The sequence below is a fragment of the Liquorilactobacillus ghanensis DSM 18630 genome (assembly GCF_001435235.1).
GTDB classification, from domain to species: domain Bacteria; phylum Bacillota; class Bacilli; order Lactobacillales; family Lactobacillaceae; genus Liquorilactobacillus; species Liquorilactobacillus ghanensis.
Genome location: NZ_AZGB01000016.1, coordinates 249,817 through 267,627, shown reverse-complemented (window position 1 = coordinate 267,627; position 17,811 = coordinate 249,817). Strand labels below are relative to the sequence as shown.

Genomic DNA, 17,811 nt, shown 5'->3' with positions numbered 1-17,811 from the left:
TTTAATGACTGTATCCATCAGTCAGCAAACTGGTTAGGCCTAATTTCAATTAAGTTCTCCAGTTGCCATTCGATCCAATAAATCACGTGAAGGAATAAAGAAAACCTGTCCTGATAAGATAGTAGAAAAACTCAATAAGAAATCGGATTTGTCCAACATCTGCTGCAGCATTTGTTTAATAATCTTCCAATGGCGAGCATAACCGATAAAATAGGTTCCAGTTTTCCCCGCAGCCGGATCAGAGAACGGAACATTCATCCGTACAATTTTTTGTTCTTCACCATTAATTTCCAGTTTAGAACTGATGTTGTGCGCATTATGATACTTATCTTTTTCAGCCAGTTCTAAATCGCTGAATTTTTCGCGGCCGACACCTTTTTCCTGCTGTTCAACTTTTAAATGATTCCAGAAATCCATGTCATGCAGCCATTTCTGGGCAAACGCATAAGAACCATTGATAAATTCCGGGTCTTCATCACCAATTAAAGCATAGTCAGCTGCTTCTTCAACTGCAGGTACTTCAGTTCCATCGATAAAACCAATGATTGCCCGCCCCTCGAAGTAACGAAATCCTTTAGTTTCATCAACAACGAGCGTAACGTCTTGCAAGAAACGACGAAAATCGGTTTGAGCTTCATAAACAATCGCCTCACTGTCGGCCCGAATGTGTAAGAAGAGGTCACCTTCAGTGGCTGGCATCTGATACTTAGGACCTTTAAGTGTGGTAAATGGTTCAAGTTCCTTCGGCTTTGCGGCTTGCGGAAATAAATAGTCCCAAGCACTACTGCTAAATCCCAAGGTTACTTTTAGGTTTGAATCACCACCTGGTTTAGCCGAACGAATTCGCAATGAACGAATAATTGCTTGATACCGATCAGCAAACTCTTGGATTACTTGTTGTGCTTTAGCTTGATCATCGCGTTTCAATTTTAAAACCGTAAATTGAACGTTCTCGCCAACATCTTTCCAAACAGCCTGTGCTTTTCGGGGATCAATTGTCATGTAAAACACTCCCTTTTGTTATTTTTAATTTTTATCAACTAATAACTTATTTCAATTAAATTCTAACACTCGCCATTTAAAATGCAAAAATTCTCAATTTCACTGGCAAGAAAATTATCCCTCCATAATAAAAAAGACTGACCAAAAAGTCTGGTCAATCTCTTAAATTCGCAGTAATTAAAATATCTTTTAGTTAGTCGATCACTAAATTATCTTTTTCGTTCAGCTTGCCAAATACGGAATGATTGGCGAATCGCTTTTAAAATTCCAGCTTCCGAATAAACTAAAACATTAGTTCGATAAACATTGACTGTCAAAAAAGTAAATCCTAATAAAAAAACTATCGCAATTGCCAAACTTACACAAGCAGCTGCCAGAGTTGTATGCTGCAATGCTAATCTAACCGGCATTAATTCAATATTAATAAATGGAATATAACTAAAAACTTTAATCAGCGTTGAATCCCCAGTCTGCGCCATAAAAGACAGCAAATAACCAGCCATCGCTAACAGCGAAATCGGCATAACTGCCGTGTTGACTTGTTCTTGATTTGCCACTACCGAACCTAATAACGCAGCCAAGACGGCAAAAGTCATTGTACCAATAATAAAAAATAAAACGGAAATCACTGAGGTCGCCGACCATAGAACCGAAAAATCAATCGATGGCAAGAAATTTTTAACAAAGGCCTGTTGCTTCAGCCAACCCCAACTAAGAGCACCAGCTATTACATAGATTGCCAACTGCGTTATCAACAATAACAAAATAGCTGTGAGTTTAGCAAAAAATTGTGTTGTCGCACTAACTGAACTCAACAAAATTTCCATAATGCGTGAGCCTTTTTCCGTTGCAATTTCTTGTGCCAGCATTTGACCATAAATAGTAACGATCAGCATAATAAAAATAGTTAAAGCCGTCGCAAAAGTGTAATTAATCACTGATGTGGCATTGCTTTTAGCAACTTGTTTACCTTTTTCAAAAGATATGGTTTTCTTTTGAACTTGAGCTGGAGTAGTTAAAGCCTGCAGTTGTGCTGAAGTTAGCTTTAACTGTGCTGCTGTCTGGTTAACTTTTAAACCAGTTAATGTGGATCGCAGCTTACTCAAGTCAACATTTGTCTCTGCATTAGCCAACTCCACATATTTGGCTGAAATTGTCGGCTGAGTTTTAATTGTCAAAACTCCAGTAATTTTTTCATTCTTTAATTTTTTTTCTGCTTGTCCAGCTGTTAAATACTGATAATGAACATCCGCATCATTGGCTTTTTTTAAAACTTGGGCAATTGCCGGATTATCAGTTACCACCGCTACTTGAGCTGGTTCGTTATGCTGATTAGTATACCAAACAATACCGATTACCAATGCTAATAGAATTAACGGTAACAAAACTAATGACAACCAAGAACCACTTTTTAGATTTTTACGATAAATTTGATTAGTAACAATCCAAAACTTATTCATCAGCCCCACCTGCTTTCAAACGGAAAATTTCATCCAAAGAAGGCGGTACTTGCCGAAACTCTGGAATATATCCCTGCTGTGTAGCTGCGGCAAAAATTTTTTGTCCAACAGCTGGATCACTGAGCGTCAATTCAAGTTCCGCTCCCCGCTGCTTGACAGCAAGCACCTCAGGATAAGCCGCTAATTGTTTTGGTGTTAGTTCTGATTCTAGAAATAATTTAGTCCGCCCAAAACTTTGACGAATTTCACCGACCTCACCACTGAGAACCACCCGACCGTTACGCAGCATCACTAGCCGGTCAGAAATAGCTTCAACATTACCCATATCATGACTCGAATAGATAATTGCTGAACCGGCATCTCGCAACTTCAAAATGCCAGCTTCTAATAAACTGGCATTAACTGGATCAAGCCCAGAAAATGGTTCATCTAAAATAACCAGTTTAGGCATATGAATTAAAGTGGCAATCAGTTGAACCTTTTGCTGATTGCCTTTACTAAGATCTTTAACTTTATCAGTTAATTTCCCCTTAACTTGAAATTGATTCATCCATTTAGGAAGCTGGCGGCGAATTTCGGCAAGCTTCATTCCATGCAGCCTGGCAAAATAAGTTATCTGTTCATCAACTCGCATTTTAGGATACAAGCCTCGTTCTTCCGGCAAATATCCAATCTGATCATAATCAGCTTGTTTTAATGGTTTTCCTTTCCAAGTAATTTGACCACTATCTGGCGTCAAAAAATTCAGAATCATTCGAAAAGTAGTCGTTTTACCAGCACCATTTTGACCAATTAATCCCATAATCTCCCCTGGTTTAATTTGGAAATTTTCATGATCAACCGCCGTCATTTGACCAAAAGTTTTTGTCAAATTCGTTACCTGCAGCATTGCTTCACCCCTTTTTTCATTTGTTATCAGTATAACAAAGCTGTCTAAACAAATCTTGCATTAAATAAAGGATGCGTTGTCTTACTGTTTTTGTTTAGTTACAAGAATCAGCAATACAACGCATTAGTTTAATTTTTAATATTATCTAGTCCATCAATTAACTACATTTATTGGTTCGCCAGCTTGAAAACTAACCAAATTATTAACGGCAATCTTCATCAGGCGTGAGCGCGCAGCAGTCGGTGCCCAAGCAATATGCGGCGTTAAATAAACATTTTTAGCTTTTAGCAATGGATTTTCAGCTTCAATCGGCTCTTCGGAGACAACATCAGCTCCCAAAGCATAGATCTTATCGTTATTCAAAGCTTGTGCTACTGCGGCTTCATCTAGCAAACCGCCACGAGCCGTGTTTAACAAAATCACGCCCGTTTTCATTTGTTCAATTGCTGCCTGATCGATCATTTTTTCGGTTTCGGCAGTTTGGGGAACATGCAGGCTGATTACATCAGCTTGCGCGTATAAATCTGCCAGTGAAACTTGCTGCAGCCATTCTTCAGCAAATTTTCTTGGGCGATGATTATAAAAAATCACTTTCATCCCAAAAGCATGTGCTAAGTGTGCTACCGCTTGACTAATATGACCAAAACCGATTAGTCCCAACGTTTTCCCCGGCAGCGCAATCAATGGTTTCTTCCAAAAAGTAAAATCTTTAGCATGCGTCCATTCACCATTTTCAACCGCAGTTGCATGCAAACCAACCTGATTAGTAACCTCCAATAACAAAGCCATTGTATGTTGTGCAACTTCAGCTGTGCTATAACTGGGGATATTTGTCACCGTTATCCCTTTTTCTTTAGCAGTTGCTACATCAACTACATTATAACCGGTCGCTAAAACACCAATATATTTCAAATTAGGTGCTTGTTCAATTACTGCCCGATCCAAAGGTGTTTTATTGGTTAAAACCGCCTCAGCATCAGCAATTCGTGCTAAGATCTTTTGCTGATCAGCTCCAGTACGATCGTAAGTAATAAATTCTCCTAACTTTTTAAAGCCGTCCCAGCTTAAGTCACCAGGATTTAAGCCGTAGCCGTCTAAGTCAACGATTTTCATGGCAGTACCTCACTTTTTTAATTTTTTCAAGTAGACCATGCAGTTAGCTCCAGCAATTGAAAACACCACAAACTTCAGTTCACCGCACAATTAAATTATAGGCATCCCTATTGACAGTTGCCAGTACCAATTTTTTAAAATTCATTTATTTTAGAATCACAACTTACCTCTAAATTTCGAATTTTTTGACTTCAACAACATACTTAGTTAGCCAATTTTGAAAGGCATGCTATGCAACGCGATTAAAAACGTGCCAAACAACAACATCAATTTGGACTGCAAGTAATTAGCTACAACGAAAAGAACTTTAATCGAATTCAGCATGGGTTCGGACAAATCAAGGGCACATTAGAATCACTTTTCGACTAAAAAATTTAATTTTATGTAAAAAATAAAATCTTTTTTCACACAAACCTTTTGACACTCCCACTCAAGTTCAGGTAGTTAAAACTTTAACATTTTCAAATTATATAACTATTTTCTAGTACAGAATTTCATATAGTCAGACTTAATATACTCGGTTTCATTATTTTTCTTATGAATAGCTACAAAACCGTTATTATCTGGGAAGTCTATTTTAATTATTTTTTTCCCATCCACCTTGTACTCGTAAACACCATCGTCTAAAGCTTTCGCTCCAGTAGAGTATTCAAAACAGAATATTTTATCCAAACTTAGCACACTCCTTAAAAGTAATATTATTAAAATCCTAAACTGAATCATCAAATCATTTTATCTACTTAAAAATGTAATATCTAGTGTCTAAAAAAGCAAGCTGCCCATTGAAGACACACTAGTCTTTGATATGCAGCTTGCCTTTTTAGCACAAATGCAATATATCATGAGTAGCAATAGTTAAGGTTTCTTACTAATAAATTTTTACAATGAAACAAGTTATTTCAATAGTTGTATAAACGAAAAGACAGACATTAAGTCTTTATCAAGAAATTCGAGGCCAGATTATGGATAGGAAAATAAGTGATCAAAAGATACTAAGTAAATTTTATGATTTCGTTCTTGACGTTAATATATCAGCTCGTGAGAGAAAAATCGGACTTATGGCAAAAAATGATTTAGAAAAAGGGCGATATAATGTTGCTGTAATAAATCAAACTGTAGCCAGTTTGCAACAAGAAGCAATGAAAAATGGACTAACCTCCAATGCCACAAAATTTTATCATATCATAGAACCCTTGCTTAACCAGCTTGCACCATTAGGCACTAATCGAGGAGCTGTTCAAATTAACAACAGTTATTTAGATGATTGAATTAATTGATCAAGCATCTAAAGTTTTACTAACGACCTTGCTTGAGAAAATTATTAATAAACAAAAAGTCAGCAAAAAAACAAGAAGCAACCGACCCATTGCTAAACCAAACAAAAACTCTATGCTTGAAGAATGAAAATAATTCAAAAAAGTATCATCTAGCAAACTGATAAAAATATTGGTAATAAATGTTAATACAAAAATCACTGAAAGTTTTAGCAAATAAAAATTGTTTTTAAAAGCAGACCAGTTTTGAATACTAGAAAAAAAGGCAAAACCATTTATTATTGAAAATAAGGGTATGAGTAATAAATGAAAACCATAGGGTCTAAAAAGCTCAACATAAAGAAGTGGTACTAAAAAGAAATTAAGGAAATAAGTTATTCGATGCATTTTTGAAAAAATTTTATTTTGGTTCGAATAAGTTTTGTTAGAATGTGCCAATTCATTTTCACGCACAAGGTCATCAAGCGATGTATGGTATATATCACTCATCTTTGCAATATTAATAATATCCGGCATACTGTGATCGTTTTCCCATCCAGAAACAGTTTTGCGAGACACATTTAATTTTGCAGCTACTTGTGATTGAGTCATATGACTCTTTTTTCTACACTGCTTTAATTTTTCGGATAAATTCAAAAAAGCACCTTCTAAGTTGATGAAATTAATTTACTTATAATATTAGCAAATGCTTTATCCATTGGCAATAGTTTACTATTCAAAAATTTTCCAGATCGAAACACAAATAAATTTTCCATCTTTAACTTTTGAAAAGAAAAACACCAGCATATTAGAAAAATAACTAGATTTTATTACCAAAAAAATCCGTTTTGAATTATTTATTGTTGAATTACTTGTGCAAAGCTATTATTCCAAATATTTTCATGATATTTAACCGCTGCCGCTGCTGAAAGCACCGGCAAATCAAAAGTAGTATGCATGCCCGACAGAATTTTAATTTTGAATCCCAAATGATGGCCAACCCGAATCGCGGTATCAACACAGTATTCTGTCTGCAAACCACAGATTTCAAGGTTGGTTATCTGCTGATCAACTAAATATCTCTGCAATCCTGTTTCAAAAAAAGAATCTGAGTGATATTTCAAAAAAATTCGATCTTCTTGCTGAACAGCTAATCCTTCAGCCAACATCCAAGCATGCGTACCATATGCTAGTTCTGCATCAGTATGCTGCATAAAAATAATTGGCCGTTTCTGTTCGTGATACACTTTAATTCGCCGATTAATTTTTGAAACCAACTGTTCAAAATTAGCTGCCTGATCTAAACCATTTTGCACATCTATTACTAATAGAGCCAAGTTGTTATTCATTTTCTTCCTCCATTTATATTAAAAATCGGAAAATTCAGCTGTCATTGTTTGCGCATTGATTATGGTATGCGCACCCAATGGAGTTGTCATCATCGGAACTGTGTGACAGCAATCATAATCATAAATAATTGGTAACTGCGGATTATTTACCACTTCTAACAAAATTTCGATCGGAGTTTTGTGTGAACCCTGATCATCAAATAGAGCATGCTTACCCAAAATAATACCTTTAATTTGATTAAACACACCAGCATTTTTTAACATTGCAAAATTCTTTTCAACTGTTGCAGCATCTTTTTCAGCATCTTCAATCAATAAAAGATCCTCTGATGATAACTGCGGAAAATACTTGGAACCGATAATTCCATACATCGTATTCAAGTTACCACCAATCAGCCGACCTTCCAATACTGGCTGTTTAGTATAATGCCAAGCATTAACTCGTTGTTCTTTTGGTTGTTCAAAGTTTTCCCAATTCAATCGTTCATCAGACCAAAATTTTGGACCTTGTAATTGAACAATTTGATGGCTACCAGTAGTTATGACTTGGTTAAAATAATGCCAAGTCATCCCGACAAACGGTTGCCATTCTCCAAATGAAGCAACTAAGGCTGGTCCATATAATACGCGGCACTGCGGAGCTTGAGTTTTGACTGCCAACAGCAATGCTGTCGCATCAGAATAACCAACAAATGTTTTAGGATGACATCTTAAATAGGCAAAATCAATATCTGGCAGAACTGAATTGGTATTAGTTCCACCGATTGTTGCCATAATAATCTCTACTTGATCATTGTGGATCAATTCGTTGATTTCCCGTGCGCGTTCATCAATTGAACCTGAACGATAATTATCCTGCTTTCTAGTCAGACTTCCAGCAGTTAATCTAACCCCTTGCTGCTGTAAAAAATCAATCGCCCGCCTAAATCTTTTGGGGGACAGCGCCGTAATCGGCGTCGAAGCAGAATAAAAACCAATTTTCAATTTAAACATCTCCAAAATTTTCTTTTGTTTTATTATAGCTTTTTTAGGCTCATTATCAATCACCAAAATATTTCACTATTGATATCGACTTAAAATTGAAATCTAATCTTAAGCATGTTTATAATAATGTAAGCAGCTTCATGTCTTAAATCATTTTATTAAAACTTCTCGGGGGTAAATTTTATGCACAAAATTATAACAGCCGGTATTTGCGGATTAACTATCTTGTCACTGGCGGCTTGCGGAAACGAGAGTACTCATAATAAAACAAGTTCTTCCGTTTCAACCAGCAGTGTTGCCAAATCAAGCAGTCAAAAACACCATTCGCATAAAAAGGATTCTGCTTCAACCAGCCAAACAAGCAGTTCAGCAACAAGTGATTCAACCAGTTCAGCCGGATCCAGCAACAGCAGCAACTCAACTACGGCAGCTAGCTCATCAGTAGCTGGCACAACCAGCAGTGCAAATTATATTGATACTAAGAATCTGACAAATGCGCAAGCAATTAACTGGATTAAAGCACATATGAATGTTGTTTTGGACAGTCAGTATAATACTGCTGAAAATCAAGCGACAAATCATAATGTCACTTTTACAGCAAATGACTTTGACTACGTCTATAATGGACACAGCGGCGGCTGGGATGGTGCAAGTGATGATGCTGTTTACTATGCTGTGCAAGAAAATCATAATTCGACTAATATGCAAGCTGCTGGTGCCGACCCAGCTACCACACACCTTGCCGCTTGGTTTAGGATCAACCGTGACGGTCAGCTGCAAGTTCAAAAATCGGTTGCTAATCCCACTTGGCAAACTATCAGCACTACCTATGATGCTAATTAACAATTTTCAAAACTAAAATCAATCCACAAAAAGAGCTGTCCGCAACCTCGCAAAAGGTTAAGAACAGCTCTTTTACTATCTATGCACTAAAAATCAGCTGAGTCTAAGTTAAAGTTTAACTTACTACCGAAAAACTAATCATTTAAATTATACCGTAATTTCATCTTTTCGGAACCAGCAATGACCATGTCACCCAGTAACTTGGTCTGACGTTTCATAGCTTCATCAGCTAATTTCTGATTAGCTGCTGCTAAATATGTTTGTATATCTGATTGATGCTGATCCAAAGCCGCATCAGTATCGTTTTCAATCTTCCGGTAAGCACTCATAGCTGCCAACTCATAGCTGTTACGCATATCAACATAGAAGTCGTAGTCGGTATCTCCCAAAAGAGCGGTCGTGCAGCTCAACCAGTACATATGATTCAAGTTAAAGGTGCCATTTGCATCTTTATAGCTGGCTGGTGTATCAGTAACATTTGCATAAAAAGGAACAACCGTGTTGAAAGTATTTGCCCCAAAAGCCAACCAATGAATTCCAGCAACAGCTGCAGGAACATTGTTGCGAATTTGCAGAATGTGAACATCATGATTACGATTAATACCGATCGGCCTAAACAATGTCTTATCAGCTTCTGAACCAGAACCATAGACATCATATTTGGTATTTTCAAAATGAGAACTCAATACAAACTTGACATCTTCAATCGAAATCTTGCGATTAGCATGACAGATAAATGGTAAATCTTGATCCATTGGGTCTTGCTCAACTTCTGGAGTAAAGTATTTTTGACCATACCAAGCCCGCGGATTATTATAAACCGTATCCTTAATTGACGAACTACCAAAAATATGCCGCAAATTAACACGATCAAAATCTGGATTCAAATGATATTTAGCAATCATTTCTTCCAAATCAGCTGAAGCCAGTGTATCAGCCGCACTAAAATCAAAATCGTCAATATTCATGCGATTTGGTGCTACTACATAAGCATCGTCCGGAATTCGTTTAGCAGCCCAGTGATGACCACCAATCGTTTCCAACCACCAAATCTCATCCTTATCTGAAAATGCGATTCCGTTGGGTTCATAGGTACCATATTTTTCTAACAATGAACCTAAACGAATAACGCCTTCTTTAGCACTATGAATATAAGGTAATACCAAAGTTACCAAGTCTTCTTCGCCTATGCCACCCAAAACAAACGGATCAATTCCCAACACACGGGAATTAGTTGTAATCGTTTCAGTCGCTGACATCGCAATGTTTTCACTGTTAATACCGGCAGCCGGCCAAATTCCATCTTTTAAAATTGAATTTGGAATTGACGTATACCGTAATGGGTTATCTGGTAATTCAACCTGAACTTTACTGATAACTGACTGATAATGCCGCGGTTGATCAGCTGGGTTAACTACTACCAATCGTTCTGGATCTAATGCTTCATGCCCATCATCATTCCGTGAGATGATTGTTGAACCATCAATAGAAGCTTTCTTACCAACCAAAATTGTCGTACATGAACCTTTAACTCGCTTTTCCATCGTGCCTGACACTCCTTTTTAAACAATTACTTTCATTATACGCCTTCCCGGCTATTTGCTAAAAGATGATTGCTTACTATGAAAATATTCTTTCACCATGTATTTTCAACTTAGTGCAATAACTATCTACATTAGTTATTAACTTTGACTTTTTGGTTTTAATGTCATATTGAGAAAATCAAGTTTTCCTGTCCCAATATAAGTAAAGAAGAGTGCGTTTATCCCTGTCTCAGTTTTTATATCCGCAGTTACTTCTTTCCAATTTGACTCAAGACTAACATTTAATTTACCTATTTTTTTAGTTGCTAGTTCATCTGTTGAAATTATAAAATACCCTTGAGCTGCTCCTCTTAAATTAAGAGTTAATTGATAATCATTAACTTGAAATTCAAAATATTTATACCCTATTTTAGTATTATTCGAAATATTTTTTATATAGTGTTCATTTTCTTGGCTATATACACAAGGATAGTTTTCTTTTTCCGCTTCCTTCGGCGTACCATGTGGCATTTGCTGTCCATTAGTTATCATGCAGGCAATTGCTGCCGGATATTTTCCATTATCAGACAGTGGTCCCTTATTTAAACCACAACTAGTTATTTCAACTTGAGGGATTGTCCCATCTTTAAGAATAGTAATTGGTTCCGCACAAGCTTGCCGACTAAAATCAGATAAATGTGTCAGTCGATGATAAAACACGTACCATTGACCGTTAACACAGGTTATGCTTCCATGGTTAGTTCCAGTTGTATTTGTTTTATTTTCATCAGTTCTCCCTTTGTAACCGATATCACCATTAGAAACAATTGTACCCCCATAGATAAATTCTCTATCCGGGTATTTACTTGTTGCATAACACAGCTCGTGATTTTTTCGCGAAGAATAAATAAAGTAATAAGTATCATCGATCTTTCTAATTGAACTACCTTCAAAAAAATAATGATCTGCAAAACTTGAATCTTTAGTACTATTCGATATTATTCTTTTAGGCTCTGTTTTAGCCGTTATCATATCATCATCCAAGACTACTGAAATCGCTCCCATAATTCCGCCATTTTTAGCCGCTTTTTTAATTTCTCCAACTGATCTGCCAAGCATTTTCGCTTCAACTATATTAAGGATCCAATTATTAAACCGAGTACGATACTCATCAAATGCGAATGAAGCCCCATAATAAAGTCTAATTGTCCCATCATCATTGATAACAGCAGGATCAAAACAAATATACTTCATTAACGGTTGTCCTTCTTTTGAGCGAACATTCCCTAAATATTTATATTTTCCATCCGGTGTTGAACAAACTGCAACGCTTATCGGGTTTGAATACCCACCTTTTCCATTGCTCCCGGCCATACAGTAATATAGGTAGAATCGTCCATCGTTTCCTTGAACAACGTCAGGAGCAAACATATAAGGCATTTTTTGAGAATCGTATAACGGATCTTGCGTAGCCTGATAAACAACGCCACTGTTTGTCCAACAAGTTAGATCATCAATTGGTGCAGACCAAACAACATAATCCAGCATACAAAACGTTTCTCCATTTTCTTTGTCATGAGAACCAAATAAATATAACCGGTCCCCGAAAACATGTGGCTCCCCATCTGCAATGTATTCATTTAACGGTAAAAAGGGATTATATACTTGTTTTTTCATAATTTTAGAGTCCGTCCTTTCAAAACATAACGTTTAACTTCTCAGTGGTATTATTTCTAATATTTTTATTGATCTCACTCTATTTAATGAAATTGCTTACACCTATTACACTATGTATTTACAAAATAAAAAGATATCAATTATAAGTCATTTTATGTAGAAACAAGATAATCTTTGTAAATAAAAAGCTGTTATCAGCATTGAAAATATCGCTAATAACCGCTTTTACTAATTTCACAAAATAATAACTTGTCACTATTTCAAGAAATCTGGCTCCTGATACCTTGGGTGCGGGTATTTATAAAAACCTTCACCAGTAGAAACTCCCAGCTTACCTTGATCAATAAAATCTTCTTTCAAAAGCTTAGCAACACGTTTGTAACGCTCCTCACCCGTAGTAACTGCGTAGTTTTGGACAATATTATATGCCGTTCGAATACCGACAACATCTAAAGTTCCAAATGGGCCTTGCGGTGAACCGGTTGCTAACATCCATGTTTTATCAATCGTTTCCGGATCACCTACTTGATCGGCATAAAGCTGCTGGGCAGCATCTAACAAGGGCACTAAAATCGAGTTTAAAATATAACCAGCCTGCTCCTTTTTGACTTTAATTGGAATCATGCCAATTTCTTTAGCAAAATCAACCACTTGGTCATAAATATCCTGACTAGTACCAGCGTGACCCATAATTTCAGCAGTATTGTTATGCCAAATTTCATTAGCAAAATGCAGCGCTAGAAATTTTTCTGGTCGACCAGTGACTTCAGCAAATTTACTTGGCAATAAAGTTGATGAATTAGTCGCAAAAATAGTTTTTTCTGGAGCGACTTGACCAAGCTGCGTGTAAAAATCAGTTTTAATCTTGACATTTTCAGGAATTGCTTCAATTACCAAATCTGCATCAACAACCGCTTCAGCCAAATCTTTGCTGTATTTTATCCGTTTTCCTGCTGAAAAAACTCTTCCAATTTGTTCATTAGTACTGCTGTTAAACACCTGCTTAATATTCGGCAATAAATTAGCGTTATAGCTTACGTCTTTGATTGCTGCTTGGTAATGTTCTTCAGAATTTTTGATTTCTTGAATATACCGTTCACTCAAATCAGCAATTTCTTGTTTAGCATTCTCCAAGACCTTATCGCCAATATCGTAAATTACTACATCAAAACCCTTAAATGCTGTTTGAAAAGCAATCTGACTCCCAAGTGTTCCACTACCGGCAATCGTAACATTATTAAACATTTTACTACCCCTTCTCATATTTATAAAAGCGCTTTCATGCAATACCAAAAAAATAGCAATCAATTAATCCCCATTTATTATAGCATGGTACTAGAAAATAAACATTTAATTTGCTTCAATTCTCATTCTTGATTTCATAAATAATCACTAAAAATATTCTTAGTAATAATTCCACTAAAAAATAATCAAGATTGCCCAAGCTACTCTTTTTGTTATAAAATAGGGTTAGAGTAGTGAAAGGGGAGTTTTATATGAAAAAATTATGGGGTGTCACTATTGCCAGTATTTTATTTTTAGGTCTAGCAGGTTGCGGAAATTCAACTGCCCAGCAAGATTCGCAAACCAGTTCTAAAAGTTCGCATACTGAAAAAGTTCAGGCAGCAAAATCAAAAAAAGCCAGCCAAACATCTGCAACTTCTACTAGCACTACCCAAACAACAACTAGTTCAAGTGACCAAAGCTCTGCTGGCAGCTCAACTGCTTCAGATACTGCTGCAGCAGCAACTGCAACAACTTCCAGCACTACCACTACTGCTGCTGCGCAAACTGATAGCAACTCTTCGCAAGCAGTCAGTTCACAGGCAAGCAGTTCACAAACTAACAATTCAAATGCTAGCGTAACAAATGGATCAGCTGCCATTGGTGTTTTAAGTCAGCAACTACAAGCTAAGTATCCACATGCGCAATATTTAGATAATGGTACAACTACCTATAATGGACAAACTGTTTTTTATATTGAAGTTTATCCAAATAATTCAGCTGCGCCGGCTGCCGGATACTACGTTTTACCTAATGGCACCGTTGTTCAACATTGGTAATTGATCAAAGCAAAGAAGCTCAAGGATTTAATTATCATTGAACTTCTTTATTATATAAAATTAATTTGCTACTCCATTTATTTAGACTAAAAGCAGCACATCCAAATTTAGATGTGCTGCTTTTTTAGTCTTTAATTACATAATTTAATTCCCGGCATAATTACTATCTGATTTGTCTTTTTCATAAGTGACAATTCCTTTTTTAACAAGAGTCGTCATTGTTAACCAGAGCAGGAAGAGACAAACGACAATAAAGATCGATAGGACACCAACTGAAATTAAAACTTGATGTTGACCTAAACCAGAATTCAAAGATTGACGGAAACCAAGAACTGAATAAGTCATTGGCAAGTAAGGATTAATGGCTTGGAAGAAACCATTCATCCCGTTAGTAACTTGAATTGGAAATGATCCGCCGCAAGCTCCTAATTGGATAACCAAAAAGATCATTGCCACAAAGCGACCCGGGTTATTGCCAAGTATCGACATAAACATGATCAAGAACATCGCTGAATATGAGAAGAACAAGGCATTAACAATCATTGAAGCGGGATGCATTGGCACCAAACCACAAATCTTCATAAAGATAACTTCAATTAAAGCATTCCCGGTTGCAACCAAAGCACCAACCGTTACTTTACTCAAGAACCATGCTGTTCCGCTACCCTCTGTTGACATCCGCCGAATTGGATAAACTAAATTAAAAATCAACGAACCAACATACAAAGCAACTGATAGCATATATGGTGCTAAAGCATAACCATAGTTAGGAACTTTACTGTAATTGCTATGTTGCAGATTTGATGGAGCAGCAAACATATTTGCCGTTTTATTTGAAGTCTTAACTGCATTGACTTGCTTAGCACCCTTATTCAAAGACTTAGCCAGCGTTTTATTGCCAGTTGCCAATTGGTTTGATCCTGAAGTCAATTTTCCAGAATTAGCATCTAATTGCTGTGTACCAGAAGCTAATTGGTTAACACCTGATGATAAAGTTGGTACTTTATTGTTCAAAGTACTCAATCCACCAGCTAATTGCGAAGCACCACTATTTAACGTTGAGCTGTTGTTAGCCAACTTTTGAGTTCCGGAAGCTAATTGACTGACCCCAGAAACTAATGTTGGTACATTTCCATTAAGCGTTCCTAATCCAGTTGGTACATTTCCATTAAGCGTTCCTAATCCACTGGACAGTTGGTTAGCCCCCGAATTAAGTGTTCCGTTATTTGCAACCAACTGATTTGCTCCCATAGCTGCCTTATTCGTTCCTGCTGTGTAAGCAGAAACTCCAGAAGCTAACTGTGAAACTTTCGAATTCAATGATGAATTTTTAGATATATTCGCAACTTCACTTTGAATAGCTGTCTGTGTCGTCAAATTATTTGCTGAAATTGCTGGGCTGTTGGAGTTAACAGTTGAATTGAATGTCTTAGCATTACTTGCAGCTGTATTTGCAAGTGTTGTTAATTCATTCATTTTATCTGTCAAAGTCAAAATAGCAGCGACTTTTTGCTGGGCGTCATTACCTGTTAAACTATTACTTTCAGTCATTAAACTCTCTAGTTGATCAACTGCACCACTAAGTGAATTCAATTGTTTAGCTACAGCTGCTAAAGAATCAAGTTGCTTTTGAAAGTCACTCATATCAGTTGCTTTATTCAAAGTTGCAGCAGCACTTTGGATATTAGCAACTTCAGCAATATTATTTGTTGGGCTTGTATTTAAACTACTGTCTTGTGCGCTTCCTGAAAAGGAAATAATTTGATCCAAGGCTTTCTTAAGAGTTGGGTCTTTTGCATAATCTGGATTTTTTTCAAGCTGTTGCGCTATTGCTGAAACACTAGAAGAATTAGTGGCTATCTGCGTTAAACTCCCTGTTAAACTTTTACTAAAAGTTGCTTTAGCTGTAGAAACATTATTTAAAGTTGCATTTGCACCATCAATCATTGCTTGGATATTACCAGTTTGTTTCGACAACTCTTTAAGCTGCGCTAGTTGTGTTGTAAATTCTTTGCTGTTTAATTCCTTGTTAATTTTGCCCATGGAATCAGACATACCAGAAATCTCAGTTTTATTACTTTGTAGGGCTGCATTCATTTGTGCAATATCTTGTGCTAAAACATTATTCATAACATAAAATCCAGCTGCAGCAGTAGGTAACTGAGATGTAGAAGAAACCAATTGCTGGACACCATTATTTAGTTCATTTGATTTTCCAGATAATTGATTTAATCCATTTGAAAGGGTCCCTACTCCATTAGTATAGGTTCCAACTCCATTAGCCAAGGTATTTGAACCATTAGCTAATTTATTAACGCCAGTTGCTAGTGTTCCAGTGCTGCTGTTTAATTTCTGAGTACCATTATTAGCCGCAGCTACACCGGCAGTATATTGTTGGACACCGTTGTTCAAAGCCACAGCTCCGGTTGTTAATTTCAAAACACCAGTGCTTAACGGTACCACACCTGTCTGCAATTCCATCACGCCATTGCCGACTTTTTTAACACCAGCAGTATAAGTATTAATTCCATCCGACAAAGTATTTGAACCGGTTGTTAGTTTGCCGGCTCCCTTAGCTGCAGTATTAAAGCCTGTTCCGACCTTCTTGATCATGGCAAACATTGTTTCTGCATAAGCTTTTGAAACGTTTTGACGTACTTGCGTATTCAATTGCTTAACGCCAACTTCACTGATAACTTTTCCAATATAGTTCAGTGAATCATTGGTCTCGTACTTTAAACGCATTTTTTTAGGATTCTTATCTAAAATGGTTGTTGCGTTTTTTGAAAAATTCTTCGGAATAGTCACAACTGTATAGTATTTCTTGTGACTGATACCATATTGAGCTTTTGAAGCTGAAACAAAATGCCAATCTAATTGATCATTTTTCTTCAACTTTTTAACCAAGTCTTTCCCGACTTGCATTTTCTTCCCCTTATACGATACCGGTTGGTCCTTATTAACAACTGCAACGGGCAGCGAACCCGAATTGCCGTAAGGATCCCAAACGGATTTTAAGAAGAACACCGAATACAAAAATGGGATGATCATCATTGCACAAATTGTCGCGATCAGCAATTTATGTTCGCCCATATGTTTGAATTCTTCTTTGACCATCTTCACACTGTTCACCTCAACCTCTCACTATTTTCTTTATCGTCTACTTTGACAATCCATAATATACACTAACTATCCACGAAAAACAATAGAACAGGCTTCTTTCTAAAATACGCCGATACCCCATCTATCACCGAAGAATTATCTAATTTTCAAACTGACATCTGCTGCTTCCATTACCAGTGCTTACGTAAAAACATACAAACCAAGCTATATTTGAACTTATTTTATGCTTAAAAAAATGATTCTAGTCATCGTTAAAAAGCTGAATTAATTTTTTGTCAGAAAATATTTTTCTAGTTCAAATTGTAACAAGTTACTCGAAAAAAAACACCACAAAAAAGTCATAATTTCCTTTTATTGACAAAACCTTGCGAACAAAAAGTATCATTTAATTGATGATAAAATTACTTCGCAAGTCATTCTACAACAAGTTGAACAATAATTGAAAGAATAAGCATAGCAATTATAAATGTATTTCTTCCAAAGCATATGGCAATCAAAGCCAAGAAAAATACCAATAAGTTTTAAATAGGTA

15 protein-coding genes are annotated in these 17,811 nt (G+C 36.4%); 3 read left to right on the top strand and 12 right to left on the bottom strand.

The annotated features are described in order from the left end of the window. Nucleotides 1–45: 45 nt before the first annotated feature. From FC89_RS06730 to FC89_RS06710, 5 genes are all read right to left on the bottom strand, one after another. A complete protein-coding gene (locus FC89_RS06730; protein ID WP_057871782.1) occupies nt 46–1,002 on the bottom strand; it encodes a Dyp-type peroxidase in 957 nt (318 codons plus the stop codon). A 209-nt stretch (nt 1,003–1,211) separates the two neighbouring features. Beyond that, nucleotides 1,212–2,462, bottom strand: a complete 1,251-nt coding sequence (locus tag FC89_RS06725) for an ABC transporter permease (protein WP_057871781.1) — start codon at nt 2,460–2,462, stop codon at nt 1,212–1,214. Beyond that, complete coding sequence (locus FC89_RS06720; RefSeq protein ID WP_057871780.1) at nt 2,455–3,351, bottom strand: ABC transporter ATP-binding protein; 897 nt, start codon at nt 3,349–3,351, stop codon at nt 2,455–2,457. The genes FC89_RS06725 and FC89_RS06720 overlap by 8 nt, the downstream gene beginning before the upstream one ends. A 153-nt stretch (nt 3,352–3,504) precedes the next feature. Beyond that, the gene (locus tag FC89_RS06715; protein WP_057871779.1) at nt 3,505–4,464 is read right to left on the bottom strand and encodes a D-2-hydroxyacid dehydrogenase; all 960 of its coding nucleotides are present in this window, start codon (nt 4,462–4,464) and stop codon (nt 3,505–3,507) included. A gap of 474 nt (nt 4,465–4,938) precedes the next feature. Continuing rightward, a complete protein-coding gene (locus tag FC89_RS06710) occupies nt 4,939–5,136 on the bottom strand; it encodes a hypothetical protein (RefSeq protein WP_057871778.1) in 198 nt (65 codons plus the stop codon). 290 nt (nt 5,137–5,426) lie between these two features. Here FC89_RS06710 and FC89_RS06705 point away from each other — a divergent pair, with 290 nt between their 5' ends. Next, complete coding sequence (locus tag FC89_RS06705; RefSeq protein WP_057871777.1) at nt 5,427–5,732, top strand: bacteriocin immunity family protein; 306 nt, start codon at nt 5,427–5,429, stop codon at nt 5,730–5,732. 9 nt (nt 5,733–5,741) lie between these two features. On the opposite strand, the gene FC89_RS06700 is transcribed toward FC89_RS06705, so the two are convergent. The 3 genes from FC89_RS06700 to FC89_RS06690 form a co-directional block, all read right to left on the bottom strand. Beyond that, nucleotides 5,742–6,374 carry a helix-turn-helix domain-containing protein gene (locus FC89_RS06700; RefSeq protein ID WP_057871776.1) on the bottom strand — a complete coding sequence of 211 codons (633 nt, stop codon included), beginning with the start codon at nt 6,372–6,374 and terminating at the stop codon, nt 5,742–5,744. A gap of 200 nt (nt 6,375–6,574) precedes the next feature. Beyond that, nucleotides 6,575–7,066, bottom strand: a complete 492-nt coding sequence (locus FC89_RS06695; RefSeq protein ID WP_057871775.1) for a cysteine hydrolase family protein — start codon at nt 7,064–7,066, stop codon at nt 6,575–6,577. Nucleotides 7,067–7,084: 18 nt separating this feature from the next. After that, complete coding sequence (locus FC89_RS06690; RefSeq protein ID WP_157060678.1) at nt 7,085–8,059, bottom strand: S66 family peptidase; 975 nt, start codon at nt 8,057–8,059, stop codon at nt 7,085–7,087. A gap of 174 nt (nt 8,060–8,233) precedes the next feature. On the opposite strand from FC89_RS06690, the gene FC89_RS06685 reads away from it, so the two are divergent. Then, nucleotides 8,234–8,893, top strand: a complete 660-nt coding sequence (locus tag FC89_RS06685) for a hypothetical protein (RefSeq protein ID WP_057871773.1) — start codon at nt 8,234–8,236, stop codon at nt 8,891–8,893. Nucleotides 8,894–9,027: 134 nt separating this feature from the next. On the opposite strand, the gene FC89_RS06680 is transcribed toward FC89_RS06685, so the two are convergent. The 3 genes from FC89_RS06680 to FC89_RS06670 form a co-directional block, all read right to left on the bottom strand. Beyond that, entirely contained in the window at nt 9,028–10,437 is a 1,410-nt protein-coding gene (locus FC89_RS06680) for a C69 family dipeptidase (RefSeq protein ID WP_057871772.1), read from the bottom strand. Nucleotides 10,438–10,575: 138 nt separating this feature from the next. After that, complete coding sequence (locus FC89_RS06675; RefSeq protein WP_057871771.1) at nt 10,576–12,093, bottom strand: family 43 glycosylhydrolase; 1,518 nt, start codon at nt 12,091–12,093, stop codon at nt 10,576–10,578. 255 nt (nt 12,094–12,348) lie between these two features. Beyond that, nucleotides 12,349–13,338, bottom strand: a complete 990-nt coding sequence (locus FC89_RS06670) for a 3-hydroxyacyl-CoA dehydrogenase (RefSeq protein WP_057871770.1) — start codon at nt 13,336–13,338, stop codon at nt 12,349–12,351. Nucleotides 13,339–13,589: 251 nt separating this feature from the next. Here FC89_RS06670 and FC89_RS06665 point away from each other — a divergent pair, with 251 nt between their 5' ends. Beyond that, nucleotides 13,590–14,156 carry a hypothetical protein gene (locus tag FC89_RS06665; RefSeq protein ID WP_057871769.1) on the top strand — a complete coding sequence of 189 codons (567 nt, stop codon included), beginning with the start codon at nt 13,590–13,592 and terminating at the stop codon, nt 14,154–14,156. Nucleotides 14,157–14,300: 144 nt separating this feature from the next. Here the strand turns inward: FC89_RS06665 and FC89_RS06660 are convergent, their stop codons facing one another. Then, nucleotides 14,301–17,279 (bottom strand): YhgE/Pip domain-containing protein, encoded by a 2,979-nt coding sequence (locus FC89_RS06660; RefSeq protein WP_169790213.1) that lies wholly within the window; start codon nt 17,277–17,279, stop codon nt 14,301–14,303. Between the last annotated feature and the right edge of the window lie 532 nt (nt 17,280–17,811).